This window comes from Leptospira limi, from assembly GCF_026151395.1.
GTDB classification, from domain to species: domain Bacteria; phylum Spirochaetota; class Leptospiria; order Leptospirales; family Leptospiraceae; genus Leptospira_A; species Leptospira_A limi.
Genome location: NZ_JAMQPV010000004.1, coordinates 25,868 through 40,623 on the forward strand (window position 1 = coordinate 25,868; position 14,756 = coordinate 40,623).

11 protein-coding genes are annotated in these 14,756 nt (G+C 39.0%); 2 read left to right on the forward strand and 9 right to left on the reverse strand.

The window, feature by feature from the left end:
* Positions 1 to 2: 2 nt before the first annotated feature.
* The gene (locus ND812_RS16745; protein WP_265359473.1) at positions 3 to 593 is read left to right on the forward strand and encodes a hypothetical protein; all 591 of its coding nucleotides are present in this window, start codon (positions 3 to 5) and stop codon (positions 591 to 593) included.
* A 48-nt stretch (positions 594 to 641) separates the two neighbouring features.
* Here the strand turns inward: ND812_RS16745 and ND812_RS16750 are convergent, their stop codons facing one another.
* The 5 genes from ND812_RS16750 to ND812_RS16770 form a co-directional block, all read right to left on the reverse strand.
* Entirely contained in the window at positions 642 to 3,827 is a 3,186-nt protein-coding gene (locus tag ND812_RS16750) for an efflux RND transporter permease subunit (protein ID WP_265376499.1), read from the reverse strand.
* Positions 3,808 to 4,812, reverse strand: coding sequence for a heavy metal-binding domain-containing protein (locus ND812_RS16755; RefSeq protein ID WP_265376500.1), 1,005 nt, complete (start codon positions 4,810 to 4,812; stop codon positions 3,808 to 3,810). Before ND812_RS16755 ends, ND812_RS16750 begins: the two co-directional genes overlap by 20 nt.
* Positions 4,802 to 6,175 carry a TolC family protein gene (locus ND812_RS16760; protein ID WP_265376501.1) on the reverse strand — a complete coding sequence of 458 codons (1,374 nt, stop codon included), beginning with the start codon at positions 6,173 to 6,175 and terminating at the stop codon, positions 4,802 to 4,804. The genes ND812_RS16755 and ND812_RS16760 overlap by 11 nt, the downstream gene beginning before the upstream one ends.
* 38 nt (positions 6,176 to 6,213) lie before the next feature.
* The gene (locus ND812_RS16765) at positions 6,214 to 6,642 is read right to left on the reverse strand and encodes a hypothetical protein (RefSeq protein WP_265376502.1); all 429 of its coding nucleotides are present in this window, start codon (positions 6,640 to 6,642) and stop codon (positions 6,214 to 6,216) included.
* A 62-nt stretch (positions 6,643 to 6,704) separates the two neighbouring features.
* Positions 6,705 to 8,012: an ATP-dependent 6-phosphofructokinase gene (locus ND812_RS16770; protein ID WP_265376503.1), complete on the reverse strand. Its 1,308-nt coding sequence runs from the start codon at positions 8,010 to 8,012 to the stop codon at positions 6,705 to 6,707.
* Positions 8,013 to 8,096: 84 nt separating this feature from the next.
* On the opposite strand from ND812_RS16770, the gene ND812_RS16775 reads away from it, so the two are divergent.
* On the forward strand, positions 8,097 to 8,921 hold the full coding sequence (locus tag ND812_RS16775) for a hypothetical protein (RefSeq protein WP_265376504.1): 825 nt from the start codon (positions 8,097 to 8,099) through the stop codon (positions 8,919 to 8,921).
* Positions 8,922 to 9,330: 409 nt separating this feature from the next.
* Here ND812_RS16775 and ND812_RS16780 read toward each other — a convergent pair whose 3' ends face one another.
* The 4 genes from ND812_RS16780 to metH form a co-directional block, all read right to left on the reverse strand.
* Positions 9,331 to 10,074: a methylenetetrahydrofolate reductase gene (locus ND812_RS16780; protein WP_265376505.1), complete on the reverse strand. Its 744-nt coding sequence runs from the start codon at positions 10,072 to 10,074 to the stop codon at positions 9,331 to 9,333.
* The gene (locus tag ND812_RS16785; protein ID WP_265376506.1) at positions 10,071 to 10,451 is read right to left on the reverse strand and encodes a hypothetical protein; all 381 of its coding nucleotides are present in this window, start codon (positions 10,449 to 10,451) and stop codon (positions 10,071 to 10,073) included. The genes ND812_RS16780 and ND812_RS16785 overlap by 4 nt, the downstream gene beginning before the upstream one ends.
* A gap of 129 nt (positions 10,452 to 10,580) precedes the next feature.
* Positions 10,581 to 10,955, reverse strand: coding sequence for a hypothetical protein (locus ND812_RS16790; RefSeq protein ID WP_265376507.1), 375 nt, complete (start codon positions 10,953 to 10,955; stop codon positions 10,581 to 10,583).
* Between the two features lie 68 nt (positions 10,956 to 11,023).
* On the reverse strand, positions 11,024 to 14,740 hold the full coding sequence (metH, locus tag ND812_RS16795; RefSeq protein WP_265376508.1) for a methionine synthase: 3,717 nt from the start codon (positions 14,738 to 14,740) through the stop codon (positions 11,024 to 11,026).
* Positions 14,741 to 14,756 lie beyond the last annotated feature (16 nt).

Consider the following 14,756-nt stretch of genomic DNA (forward strand, 5'->3'; position numbering starts at 1 on the left):
TTATGAGACGCATTCTATATGCAATGGCAGTGTTTCTCCGATTGGACAAACTGCACAAAGCGATGTTAGATGCAGTCATTGAAACACGAGTTAAAAACGCACTCCAAACATCTGACAAATTACGCAAAGAACAAGACAGATTGCGAGAAAAAGAATTTCGCAAACAAATGGAAGACCTTCAAAACAACCACAATAGCAGTTTTGAAAATTATAAATTAGAAACGGAAAATTTAATCCGAATCTTCAAAAACCAAATCCTCGTCGAAAAAAAAGAAGTATTAAAAGAACGCGAAGTGGTCAAGGAAATGCAAAGGCAAGCCATGATCCGCGAAAACAGATTCCAACATTACATCTTACGATTCAAAGAAATCCTATTTGTAAACAAAAAGGTAGTGGAATCGATCCAAAGTTTGGTCAAAGTAGAATCAAACATCGAAGATCTGTTATACGAAATAGATAATTACGATGAAAGTAAGTTCATCAAAAAACCAGAAATGATTTTGGATACCGAGTTTCTAAACGAACTTCACAAAAAAGAAGAAGAGATCAGAGACAATATCCTTAAGTTCCAAAAAAAAGTAGAGAATAGCTGAAGGGGAACCTTCAGCTATTTTTTGATTCTAATCTGTAAATTCGTTCACTCATGAACTTTTTTCTAACAACATCTCTTTTTGTTTCCACAGATAATAGATGGCTGGATAAACCACAAGTTCCAGTGCAAAACTTGTGACGAGCCCACCAACCATCGGTGCTGCTATCCGTTTCATTAGGTCAGAACCAGAACCCGTCGCCCACATGATTGGCAATAAACCTATGAATCCAGAAAGAACTGTCATCATTTTGGGTCGTATTCGGTGCACTGCTCCCTCGATAATGGCTAGTTTTAGATCCGGTAAACTCAAATTTGAATGTTGAGATTTATGTTTCTCATAAGAGAGATCCAAATACATGAGCATAAATACTCCAGTTTCCGCATCTAACCCGAGAAGTGCAATGATTCCTACCCAAACGGCAACTGAAATTTGGTAATCTAAAACATATAACAACCAAAAGGCGCCTATCATAGAAAAAGGAACCGCGGTTAATACGATTGCCGTTTTCATAACAGACTTTGTATTGAGATATAAAAGAAAAAATATCAAGATAAGCGTTATGGGTACCACAATCATCATCCGGTTTCTAACACGAATGATATTTTCATATTGCCCACTCCACTCCAAAAATACTCCTTTGGGAAGACTCACTTCTTTTTCAACGACCGACTTCAGACGATCCACAAATCCGAGTAAATCCGTGTCCGTTGTATCCACATACACATAACCTGTCAAAAATCCATTCTCATCTCTGATCATAGTAGGTCCTATGTTGTATTCAAGAGTTGCCAAGTAACTAAGTGGGATATGCCCACGATTTGGAATTGGAATGAGTACTTTTGAAATCATTTCCAGACTATCACGGTATTCCCTGGGATATCGAATTTGGATGGAATACCTCTCTCGTTTTTCAATGGTTGTGGAGATGGTTTCTCCACCCAAAGCAGAAAGAATTGTTTTTTGGATATCTTCGATTGTTAATCCATACTTGGCAGCAAGTTCCCTTTTGATTTTAATATCGATATAATAACCGCCAGATGTTCTTTCAGCAAAGATAGAACGAACATTTTTTTCTTTTTTCAAAGCTGTTTCAATATGGATTCCCACCTCTTGGATTTCTTCCAGATTCTCACCTAACACTTTTATACCGATCGGAGTTCGAATCCCTGTAGACAACATATCAATACGAGCACGGATCGGTTGAGTCCAAGCATTCGAAAAACCTGGGATCTCCATTTGTTCGTTCATTTGTTTCACAAGTTCTTCTTTGGTAAGTCCAGGCCTCCAATCCTTCTCTGGTTTAAGAGTGACAACTATCTCAAACATTGAAATGGGAGATGGATCCGTGGATGTATCTGCCCTTCCAGCTTTTCCATAAACAGATTCTACTTCCGGAAAACGAACTAACTTCTGGTCCATGATCTTTAATACCCGTTCTGCTTCTCCAATACTAATCCCAGGAAGAGTGGTTGGCATATACAAAATGGAACCTTCATTGAGTGGAGGTAAAAACTCAGTTCCCAGTTTAAAATAAATGGGAACTGTCAAAAGAAATAACAAAACGGCAGAAAGAATTGTCTTTTTAGGATGGTTCAAAACCATTTTCACCACAGGTTCGTACACTAAATACAAACGTTTGCTAATCGGATGGTTTTTCTCTGAATGATACTTCCCTACAAAAATAGTTGTTAACAGGGAATTGACAACAGGTGTAAACTTTGTGAAGGGATCCATCCGCGTGAATAACATTCGAAACGCAGGATCTACAGTAATCGCAAGGAGCGCAGCGATCGCCATGGTTAAATTCTTGGAAATGGCAAGGGGTCTAAATAATTTTCCTTCCTGGTCAACTAAAGTAAAAATAGGAAAAAAAGCAACGGCGATGATGAGAAGAGAAAAGAATACGGAAGGTCCCACTTCCAATAGTGCTTCCAGTCGAATTGCATGAAAGTCACCCACTCGGCCAGATGATTCCCATTCTTCCAATTTTTTATAAGCATTTTCAACCTCCACGATTGCCCCATCCACAAGAACTCCAATCGATAAAGCTATCCCAGCCAAGGACATCAAATTGGAACCAATGTCAGCCAAATACATGGGCAAAAAAGAAAGGATGACTGCGATCGGTATTGTAAGGATCGGAACGATCGCAGATGGAATGTGCCAAAGGAATATTAAGATAATGATGGAAACAACAATGATTTCCTCTGTTAACTTTTCCTTTAATACACGTATGGTTTCGTTGATAAGGATAGAACGATCATACACTGGTTTAATTTTTAAACCTTTGGGCAAAGAAGCTTCCATTGATTTGATTTTATCTTGCACTGATTCAATGACTCGAAGTGCATTTTCACCATGCCTCATGATAATGATCCCAGAGACTTGGTCCCCTTCACCATTCCAATCACCAACACCTCGCCTTAAGTCAGGGCCATCTACAATTGTCGCAACCTGTGATAAATAAATGGGAGTTCCCAAGGAATTGGCACCTAACGAGATTTGTTCGATATCTTCTTTGGACTGAACATACCCTCTCACACGGATCATGTATTCAGCACCACCAATTTCAAGTAACCTAGCGCCTATGTCATCATTTGATTTACGAACTGTATCAATGACACGGTCCATATCGATTCCAAATATTTGTAATTTTAAAGGATCAATTTGGATTTGGTATTGTTTTTTAAACCCTCCCACAGTGGCAACTTCCGCCACACCAGGGATTGAATTTAGTAGGTACTTCAATTTAAAATCTTGGAAAGAGCGAATTTCAGCTAAATCCATTTGGTTTGTTTCATCGACTAAAACGTATTGGTAGATCCAGCCAACACCCGTAGCGTCAGGCCCTAAACTTAAGTTTACTCCCGTTGGCAAATTATTTTGCAATTGAGAAATGTATTCGTTCACTCGCGAACGTGCCCAATACAAATCAGCTCCATCTTCAAAGATTACATAAACAAAGGAATAACCAAAATCGGAAAATCCTCGGATCGCCTTTACCTTGGGAGCTCCTAACAATGATCTGACGATTGGATAAGTCACTTGGTCTTCGATGATATCTGGACTACGATCCCATTTGGAATAGATAATCACCTGTGTATCAGACATATCAGGTAAAGCATCCAATGGGATGTGTTTCATTGCAAAAATCGACATTAATACAAAAAATAATGCCGTGATGATGACCAAATACCGGTTATTAGCGGAGAATCTAATGATTGTGCTGATCATTTTTATCACCACCTAACTTTAATTTTGATTCTGAATCTAAAAGGAAATTTGCTTTGGAGACAATTTCATCATTTTCTACTAAACCTTCCTGTACCTCGACCCATTCTGTAGAAGAAAACCCAACCTTTATTTTTTTAGGGGCATAATGGTTGGATTCAGTTTTCTGATACACCAAATCGGATTTGCCTGTAGGAAGAATGGATTCTTTTGGAATTCTTAAAACATTCGTCTTTTCAATCCCATAAGTCCCTTGTACATACATCTGTGGCTTAAAATATTCTTGGGGATCTTTCACCTCACACCAAACAGACAATGTTCGTGTGTCTTGGTTGATCAAATTTCCCATTGCCACTATTTTTGCCTTTGGTTGAGCATTTGTTTCGATCGGATTAACTAAATCTATGACCTTTCCTACTTTTAAATAGGAGAGATCATTTTCATACACTTGGAACACTAATAAGGCTGTTTGCTTTGATCTACCCGTTAAAAATAGATTTGCATTTTTAGAAAGGATAAATTGGATCTGTTTTTCACTTAATCCCAATTTGGTGAATCGTAAACGAATTCCCTCTCGAATTTCCCTCCCCCATTCATTCCCAGAACCAATTGACTTGTATTCATTGGCAGTCGAAAAAATTTCAGGATCATAAGCAACTTGCCCACTGAGATTGATCGTTTTACTAATGGTTCCCCTTGTCACAAGAACCGTATCTAAATTGAGAATGGATTGTTTATTCTCTGATAGTTTTAAGTCAGGCTCTTTTGATTGGGTATGGTTTGCATGCTCAGATTCAGGTTCAAGGAGTGGATCTTCCTTTTTTACAAGTGTCATGCCACAAATCGGGCATTCTCCTGGATGGTCCATTTCAATTTGAGGATGCATCGGACAAGTGTAAATATCTTTATGATTATGAACAGTTTCACCACAAGAAACCAAAACTAAAGACACAATGAGGATGGGAAATAGAATATATTTAACCTTCATGATTTTCTCCTTCAGGCAACAAATGATTTGTTAGTTGCAATAGTTTTAAAACAGATGACCAACGTTTGAATTGGATTTGATGCACTTGAGATTGCATTTCTAAAGATTCAGCGATAAAATCGTAACTCTCACCCAATACACTATCTCCTTTAGAATACGATGAAAGTGATGATTTTATATTTTTTTGAAAAGAAGGCAAAAGATTATTTTTAAAGTTATCAAGTCTTTGTTTATTCCCTAACCATGATTCGATAGTTGCCTGGTATTCTGACTTAAGTCGAATCCGTTCCTTTTCTTTTTCTTTTTGCAACCTCTGCACTTTGATGGCATTGGATTGGTTCAATTCATCTACTTTTGACAAAGACCATACAGGCACTCGAACTGTCACACCTGCACTCCAAAGATCACCAGCGAACTCAGGATTATCCATAATGGCTAGGTTCAAAGGTCCACTATCAAGTAAAAAAGGTTTACGCCTTCGTTGCATATAACTCACGAATACTTCAAAATCAGGTAAGTGTAAGATCTCATCTTTTTTAGATTCTACAATTGCCTTCGTTTCGTTCACCTCAGCATATTGGATGAGTGGAAACTTCGATAACGAATCTCCTGACAATTCCTGCTCAATGTTACTTTCTTTTTTTGTCAGATACGCAATAATCTCTTCTTCAGTAATGGAATTGGAACCTATATACTTTGAATAAAAATCAAGAGATTGTTTTAATTCTTTTAGAGTAATTGTTTTCTCAATTACTCTATCCTTGATTCTTTCAATTTGATTTTTGGTTTTGAGAACATTAGATAATTTAAACTGTTCTGAAACGTATTGTGTGGATTCCAATTTTACTTTGGTATAAAGTTGTTTTTCAATGTTTTGCAGATCATTTAATTCTCTTTCAATTGCTGCAACGGACAAAATCAATTCAAAGTATGTTCGAATGAATTCATTTTGGATCCAAACGCCACTCCAATAATCCAGTTCCGAATCGTTTTTTAGAATTTGTTTTTCTAGATTTAACCTTCCAGGGAATGGAATTTCTTGCGCGATGGAATATTCTTTCCCAGTCATACTAGGAGTATCAGGTCTAGCGCGATCGGTATCAAATCCTGATCTATAAGGATAGGATCTGTATGCAAACCCAATTTTTGGATCTGGGTATACATCTGCATGTTTGGAACGAAATTCTTTTTCTTTCGCTTCCAAAAACTTCAACGATACTTCTGGATGTTTTTTCAATAATTCGTTGATTTTGCCGTCAATGCCACTTGGACTGTCTAGGTTACTTGCATCTACTTGAACAAAAAAGACAAAATAAATAAGTAAAGCAGTATATTTTAATATATGTATGTAATGATTTCCCATAAATTACCTCCGATTTTAATCAAAAAAATCGAAATGGTTTAAATGAGAAGTTTTATGGTTTTTTGTAGGGTTATAAAATCGTTATGGAAAGTATCAGCGATTGATTGAAATATTTGAAATGCAAAATTTGAAATTGGTATTTCAACTTGTGAAGGCAAATACAGTTTTTGAATGAAGACACGTACTAATTTAGAAAACTCTATTTGAAAACGTATTCCATCCGAATTTGAAACTTCATTGCATTGACAAGAATTTCCATTCGGCGTTTCATTTGAATCCCCTGCCTCTTTCGAATCTGCATGGCAAGGCATGACGTAATCTTGAGAATCTGCAGTTTCACTACTTGTTTGAGTTATACCGAATTTGGGACATGTGAAAAATCCAGCCGTACAAACCAACACAAAGGCAATGGAAGTCAGTAAAATGGCACTGACAATCCTTAGGTCCTTTCTTTGTTTCGGTTTCATATGGTTCACTTACCAGTTAGACGAAAGCCCGATTCCAGTGGAAGAGAAAAATCTTTCTTTTTTCAGCCTTTCGCCTTCATCGTATTGGGTTGGCCAGTGGAGGCGAGGAGTGCTCGCCACAAGGTACTCTTTTCTGGACGTAATACCTTTCGTTCTGCAATGGCAAGTGAGATTGGCATCACAGTGAAAACATTATTCCAAATCCCTACCACACAACCAGTGCGGCCAGCGAACGCCGCATGTACCGCGTTTTGTGCTAAAAACCCACAGAAAACCGAATCTTCCGCATTGGCAGGAACAGAACGAATGATGTAACTTGGGTCGATGTATTTTAGATTGAGAGCCACACCTTCTTTTTTGAAATACTCTGTGATTTTCTCTTTCATAAACACACCCACATCAGCGAGTTTTTTGTTACCAGATTGGTCTTTTTCCCCTTTGTCTTCAAAGTACTTTTGTCCCGCTCCTTCAGCGATGATGACAACAGCATGTCCTCTTCTTTGCACTCGATCTTTTAAGACTGGTAAAAATGCACCTTCCCCTTCCAAATCAAAATCTTGTTCTGGGATGAGGACAAAATTCACATTTTTGGAAGCCAAAGCCGAGTTCACAGCGATGAACCCAGAGTGGCGTCCCATCAGTTTCACAAGGCCAATGCCATTTGGTGCCCCTTTTGCTTCTTCATGTGCACAGTTGACTGCTTCCACCGCCTTACTAAACGCAGTCGAAAACCCAAACGTTTTTTGGACATAATTGATATCGTTGTCGATGGTTTTCGGAATTCCAACAATGGCGATGTCTTCTTTTCGTTTTCTCACTTCTTCTTGGATCGCCTGGGCACCTCGGAGAGTTCCATCTCCCCCAATACAAAACAACATCTTCACTCCATATAAAAATAAAGTATCTACCATCTCCTCTATCTTTTGGTTCCCCCGAGATGACCCAAGGATGGACCCACCAAAATTCATGATATGAGCCACTTTATCAGGAGTGAGTTCAATCGGCCTGTGTCCAAACTTTTTCACAAGACCTTCATACCCAAATGGAAATCCGAGGATTCTTGGAACTTTGTAACGATAGTGTAATTCCATGACAAGAGCACGGATCACATCATTGATGCCCGGGCAAAGCCCACCACAGGTTACGATGCCCGCGGTTACTTCTTCCGGTTTAAAGTAGATTTTTTCTTTTGGGCCTGCTTGTTCAAAAAATACGGGACTTGTCTCAACTGTTTTTTTGGCATCTTCTGCCCCAGAAAAGATGGTTTGAAACAAGACGACAGAATTGTCTTCTGTCCAATAATCATAACCCGCTGGGTTTGGTATGGTGCAAGGCCCAAATTGTTCTACTTTCGTATCGTTTTGATTCATCGGTCTCACTTATAACAAAAAAAGACAGAGAAGAAAGCAAATTTCATTGCCAAACAAAGGAAAATCAGGCAGAAATGCTTTTAGATGCTAAAAAAGATAGTTCTCATCGCCTTTCTCGTCTCGTTGACGAGCCTCACCGTTTTAGCACAAGGGCTTCCGTTTTTTTCTAGTTATTCCTTTACTGATCCTCGTTCGTCTCTTTTCCAAGTTGGCAATTCACATAACGGCAATTTGGCGATACTTATCCCTTTTCGTTTCCCAAAGGAACTCGAGTTGGGATCCAATTCGGAATTTTCCAAATCCAATGACCCAATGGCAGGGATTCAAATTTTTTCTCCAGTGATTCCATTCACTACTTCAAACCCTTACCGAAATCCTGAAGGGAATTTTGATGTGAGACCAGAACGTGCCAATGCAGCACTTTTATCGTACCAACCGAATGTAACCTATGTGTATTACAGAAATGGATTCACACTTGATTTAGGACTGAGCATCGGTATGTCACTCAACCAAGGGTCTAATGGATATGTGGATGTGGCAGAGTCAAAAGTGCGAATCAAATACCGCCTCAACAGGAATCTATTTTCCTTTATCAAAAATTCTCGTTGGGAATTGTTTTTACAACTTTCTGAATTACATAGGTTTGAATCTTCTGATTACAACAATCGTTTTAACACTTCCATCCGTGCCCAAGAACCTTCGCGCACAAACTTCGTAGGAAGACAAGTGTATGTGACACCAGGGATCAGTATTTCCAATAGTAATATTACATTTGAAGGTATGGTGCGAGTTCCCATCAATGCAAGAGAAGCAGGTCGCACACTCGACGAACTATGGGCACCTGAGATCCAAGGAAACTTAGGACTCAAGTACTACATGCCAGTCACGCCTTCTCGTTCCACTCAGTAAATAGGGCAAGTTTCCACCTTTCATAGATCTAATTGAACGAAATCGTTTCCTTCCTTTGGTAGGGGCGCCTCGAATCCGTTAGACGATTGGTAATCAATTTTATAACGACCGCGCTTTTCGCTCCAATTTTTCCAACATTTAGAGGTTTTCAGAATCCTACTGTATGGAAAAGATTTCCGCTACAATCGCTGGCGCAGGGGGAAAGGTATTCATTGTCATACGTATAACAATCTTATAGCGGGTGATAATCGAGTATCAGATAAATTCTGGGGATGGAAATGATATGCGAATTACATTTATCACGCGTATTCTTGCATGTTATCCGCATTACAATTAACCGACGCCGGTCCAAGCGAACCGAATTACAATTAGCCCATGCCCATTTTAATAATAGACAACTTCAATTGTCTCAATCAAAAATTCGACCTAAGTACTTCTCAAGATTGATACGGATTGGCATGAGATAAGAATTCATTCCATTCTCCGAACAATATGTAAGTACATCCTTTGCAAATTTCACATTCCATTCCAAACTCGGACGGAACTCTCTTGGGAAATAAGCTCGATTCCTAGATTCCCAATAACTTTGTGATTTTTCAGTGACCACGGGACTAACACCGATATACACTTCCATCCCTTTCAGTTTTTCCGTGAATATATCCACAAGTCTCATATCAAAAAAAGGTTGGGTCAAAAACCCGTCAGCACCTGCGTCTTTTTTCATTTCAATGTAATCAAACTCATCTTTGATCCCAACACGGTACTGGTCGACAGCTGCATACACTTTCAAGTGTTGTATTTCTTTTTTTAGTTTTTTGATGAGTTTAATGGAAGTTGTTGGGTAAACTTGTTTTGACATATCCGTTGGTGGATCACCTTTGATCACAACCACCGAGGGAATTCGGTGGTGTTGTAAAGTTTTTACCAAAGGATCACAATTGTCTAAGTCAAAATCAATCGCTCGAATATGAGGGATAACATTTGGGAAGATTGGCTGAACCAAGGATGCCGCTTCCCAACTTCTATTTTCAAAGCGTAACAAATCAGGGATGTTAATACCCGAAATTTGATGATAATTTTTTTTTACAAATTTTACTTCCTGTAAAAGAACTGATACATCACGAGGTACAACTTCTAGTAGAATTTGATTCATTCTTGGCAAGCATATTCAATCTGCCATTCCGTAACGTTTCTAGTATTCGATGTCTGAGTAGAATGAATTGCAACATTTGTATTCGACTTTGTAAAACCATTGTTATTTCGTTGTGCATTCATATTTGTATTTTGATTTACATTTGTTGTGCTTCCCACAACAACTTCACCTTCTTGCAAAATTTTCACTTGTTTTGACCCGCAGTTTGTTGCCATAAATCGATCAGCCTCTGCTTTAGCTTCTGCTGATTTTAATAGACCTTGTGTGACTGCTACCGTTCCACCCTCACCTGGCCTTGAATTAACAACTCTTGCTGTGGCGCAATGGATGGTCGATAGAGTTAGAATACCTAAGGTTAAAAAAGTAAATTGTTTCAATTTATATCTCCTGTTTTGCTTTTTATACTAATTTATAAAATTGAAAGTCAAATGAAAAAGTCTCATCGATTTAGAAATTCGGATATTGTAACCTACGTATAACGAACAGGTCCAAAAAAGTTCAAACCTCTATGATTTTTCAACAAATCGTTTCCACGACAAGTCCACATCCATCTTAGAAATATTTTCTTTTTTACGAGAGATTCGAAATTCAAAAATTCTAGATGCGGGCATCTTTGCAATCGTAGGTGCGGCTTTGTCGTCGTTGGAAGGAGAGTTTGGTGTTAGGTTGACATCATGTTTCCAAACAATCAAGGTTTCTTCTGTTGGGCAACTAACTTCCCCACAACTCACTTCTAAGATTTCCAAATCCGCATCTTTGGGAATGGTTGTGTAGGTAGAAAGCCACTCAGCAAGTTTCGGATGGAAAGGAAACCCTGAGGAAAGTTTCCCTTTTGTTACCGATTTCCATCCATGCTCGTGGGAAGGTTTCGATACTGTCATAGTGATCTCCATTTCAGATCATCCATCACAAATCATTATTAAAAGATAACAACGATTTGTTTGAAGTCTTATCCTTTAGACTTCCTGGATGGGTCATAGTTTAGAATAGGAGACAACCAACGTTCCACTTCCGATTTTTCCATTTCTTTCATTTTAGCGTATGGTTCTACTTGGTCTTCGTTGATTTTTCCAATGGCAAAATAACGTGCTTCAGGGTGTGAAAAATAATACCCACTCACACTGCTAGCTGGCCACATCGCACAAGATTCAGTGAGTTTGATGCCTGCATTTTTTTCGACATCCAAAAGTTTCCAAATTTTGCGTTTTTCCGTATGATCTGGACAAGCTGGATAACCAGGTGCAGGTCGAATCCCGCGATACTTTTCACGGATCAAATCTTCAGTGGTAAGATTTTCATCTTTTCCAAAACCCCACTCTTCCCTCATTTTATGGTGCATGTATTCAGCAAAAGCTTCTGCAAATCGATCTGCAAGTGCTTTGACCAAAATAGAATTGTAGTCATCATGTTTGACTTCATAGGTTTTCGCTAATTCTTCAATGCCGTGGCCTGCTGTGACTGCAAAATAACCGATATAATCATTTTTGTTAGTTTCTTTTGGAGCAATAAAATCCGCCAAACTATAATTAGGTTGGTTTGACATTTTTGTTGTTTGTTGGCGTAACATTGGGTAAAATCCCAATGATTTTTGTTTGGTTTCATCTTCAAAAATTTCAACCATCTCACCGTGTGAAACCGCTGGGAACATACCAACAACAGCTCTCGGTTTGAGGTCTGGATTTTCTAACATTTCTTTTAAGATAGTTTGCGCATCATTATACAAAGAAGTTGCTTCTTTCCCAATCACTGGATCCTTTAAAATTTGTGGGAAACGCCCTTTTAATTCCCAAGCCAAAAAGAATGGAGACCAGTCAATAAACGGTAGTAAGTCTTTCAAAGAAACATCATTAAAAACTTTTATGCCCGTAAAACTTGGCTTTGGTGGCGTATAAGAATCCCAATCCGCCGCAAATTTGTTTTTGATTGCATCAGCAATTGGAAGGATATTACGTTCACTTTCTCTGGAATAAAATTCTTCTCGGATACGTGATTGTTCTTCCGTGATCGTTTTCGCATACTCCTTTGATGTTTGAGGATTTAAGACACTGTTCATCACATTTACGACGCGAGATGCATCCATCACATGTAAAACTGGTTGTGAGTACTGTTCTGCAATTTTCACAGCAGTATGTGCAGGAGAAGTAGTAGCACCACCAATCAGAAGTGGAACTTTAAACTCCAATCGTTCCATCTCTTTTGCCACATAAACCATTTCATCGAGAGAAGGAGTGATAAGACCAGATAGCCCAATGGCTGCGACGTTTTCTTTTTTAGCAGTTTCCAAAATCTTTTCACAAGGCACCATTACACCGAGGTCTATCACCTCATAATTGTTACACGCCAAAACCACACCCACAATATTTTTCCCAATATCATGCACATCACCTTTTACAGTTGCAATGAGGAATTTTGCTTGTTTACTTTCGTCTTTTTGGTTTCGTTTTTCCTCTTCCATATAAGGCATGAGGTAAGCGACTGCCTTTTTCATTACCCGCGCACTTTTAACAACTTGTGGCAAAAACATTTTACCAGCACCAAAAAGTTCCCCTACCACCTTCATTCCGTTCATGAGTGGTCCTTCGATGACATCGAGAGGTTTGGCTAAACTTTGGCGTGCTTCTTCCGTATCTTGGGTTACAAATTCATCGATACCTTTCACAAGGGCGTGTGTGAGCCTCTCTTCAACCGTTCCACTGCGCCAAACATCATCCTTCTTTTGGACTTTTGCTTCACCATGGAAACTACCAGCAGCATCGATCAAACGTTCTGTGGCATCTGGTCTTCGATTGAGTAACACATCTTCCACTAATTCAAGTAAGTCTTTTGGGATTTGTTCATAAACTTCGAGCATCCCTGCATTGACAATCGCCATATCCATTCCTGCTTGGATGGCATGGTATAAAAAGGCAGAGTGCATTGCTTCCCTGACCGGGTTATTGCCTCGAAAGGAAAAGGAAATATTACTGAGTCCACCTGATACTTTCGCACCTGGGCAAACTTTTTTAATCTCACGTGTGGCTTCAATAAAATCGACAGCATAATTATTGTGTTCTTCAATCCCAGTTGCAACGGTTAAGATGTTGGGATCAAAGATAATATCAGTTGGCTCAAAGTCTAATTTTGAAACTAACAAATCATAAGCACGTTTACAAATTCGAACTTTGTCATCTTTAGTTGCCGCCTGCCCTTGTTCGTCGAACGCCATCACAATCGCTGCTGCTCCAAATCTTTGGATCGTGCGAGCATGGTTTAAAAATACTTCTTCCCCTTCTTTGAGGGAGATGGAGTTTACAATAGGTTTCCCTTGGATACACTTAAGGCCCGCAAGTAACACAGACCATTTCGAGGAATCAACCATAAAAGGAACACGAGCAATGTCTGGTTCCCCTGCAATTAAATTCAAAAACTTTGTCATCGATGCTTCTCCATCGAGAAGCGCCTCATCAAAGTTAATGTCTATGATATTGGCACCAGCTTGTACCTGTTGTAAGGCAACTTGAACAGCTTCTTCAAAATTTCCATCTAAGATGAGTTTTTTGAACTTCGGAGATCCTGTGACGTTGTTTCTTTCTCCAACGTTGATGAATCCTTGGTCTTTAGTAAGTTTGAGTGGTTCTAGACCTGCAAATCTACTGAGTTGTGGTTGTTCTTTTAAAGCACGAGGTTTTATCGAACTAACTGCTTCTTTTGCAGCACGGATGTGTGCAGGTGTGGTTCCGCAACACCCACCTACTATATTTAAGAAACCCGCTTCGCCGAAATTTTTCATCCATCCACCAAACTCTTCTGGAGTTTGGTCATACCCACCAAACGCATTGGGAAGGCCAGCATTTGGGTAACAAGATACATAACAATCGGCCACACGAGATATTTCTTCAATATAGGGACGCATCTCACCTGCACCTAACGCACAGTTGATTCCAACTGCAAGTGGTTTTGCATGTTTGATCGAAATGTAAAATGCTTCTCCCGTTTGACCTGAAAGGGTTCGACCAGATGCATCGGTAATCGTAACCGATAAAACAACAGGAATACGAATGTTTCGTTCTTCAAATACCTTTTCAATGGCATAAATACATGCTTTGAGATTCAAAGTATCGATATTAGTTTCTGGTAATAATAAATCCACACCACCATCGAGTAATGCCGATACCTGTTCATGGAAACAATCGACTAATTCATCAAAGGTGACAGCGCGAAATGCTGGGTTATTTACATCAGGTGAAAGGGATGCTGTTTTGACAGTTGGTCCAATTGAACCTGCAATAAAAACGTCTGTTTTGCCAGTTTTCGCTTTGAATTTTTCTACTGCATTTTTTGCACACTGAACAGCTGCTAGGTTTAGGTCTCTCACAGCAGATTCCATTTTATAGTCTGCTTGCGAGACAATATTGGAACTAAAGGTATTGGTTTCGATAATATCCGCACCGGCTTCCAAATACTCTAAGTGGACAGATTCTATGATATCTGGTCTCGTGATCGCAAGAACATCATTATTTCCCTTTATCGAAACAGGCCAATCCTTAAACCTGTCACCTCGGAAATCGACTTCCTCAAGTGAGTGCCTTTGGATCATGGTCCCCATGGCACCATCTAGAACTAAGATTTTTTCCGTGAGTAACTTTAAGAGGGTTTTGGAAGAAGGATTGGTATATTCAAATTTCATAATATTTATGTATATA

Excerpts from the sequence above, each read along its gene's own strand:
- ND812_RS16745 (WP_265359473.1), top strand. The coding sequence starts at position 3 with ATGAGACGCATTCTATATGCAATGGCAGTGTTTCTCCGATTGGACAAA.
- ND812_RS16750 (WP_265376499.1), bottom strand. The coding sequence starts at position 3,827 with ATGATCAGCACAATCATTAGATTCTCCGCTAATAACCGGTATTTGGTC.
- ND812_RS16755 (WP_265376500.1), bottom strand. The coding sequence starts at position 4,812 with ATGAAGGTTAAATATATTCTATTTCCCATCCTCATTGTGTCTTTAGTT.
- ND812_RS16760 (WP_265376501.1), bottom strand. The coding sequence starts at position 6,175 with ATGGGAAATCATTACATACATATATTAAAATATACTGCTTTACTTATT.
- ND812_RS16765 (WP_265376502.1), bottom strand. The coding sequence starts at position 6,642 with ATGAAACCGAAACAAAGAAAGGACCTAAGGATTGTCAGTGCCATTTTA.
- ND812_RS16770 (WP_265376503.1), bottom strand. The coding sequence starts at position 8,012 with ATGAATCAAAACGATACGAAAGTAGAACAATTTGGGCCTTGCACCATA.
- ND812_RS16775 (WP_265376504.1), top strand. The coding sequence starts at position 8,097 with ATGCTAAAAAAGATAGTTCTCATCGCCTTTCTCGTCTCGTTGACGAGC.
- ND812_RS16780 (WP_265376505.1), bottom strand. The coding sequence starts at position 10,074 with ATGAATCAAATTCTACTAGAAGTTGTACCTCGTGATGTATCAGTTCTT.
- ND812_RS16790 (WP_265376507.1), bottom strand. The coding sequence starts at position 10,955 with ATGACAGTATCGAAACCTTCCCACGAGCATGGATGGAAATCGGTAACA.
- metH (WP_265376508.1), bottom strand. The coding sequence starts at position 14,740 with ATGAAATTTGAATATACCAATCCTTCTTCCAAAACCCTCTTAAAGTTA.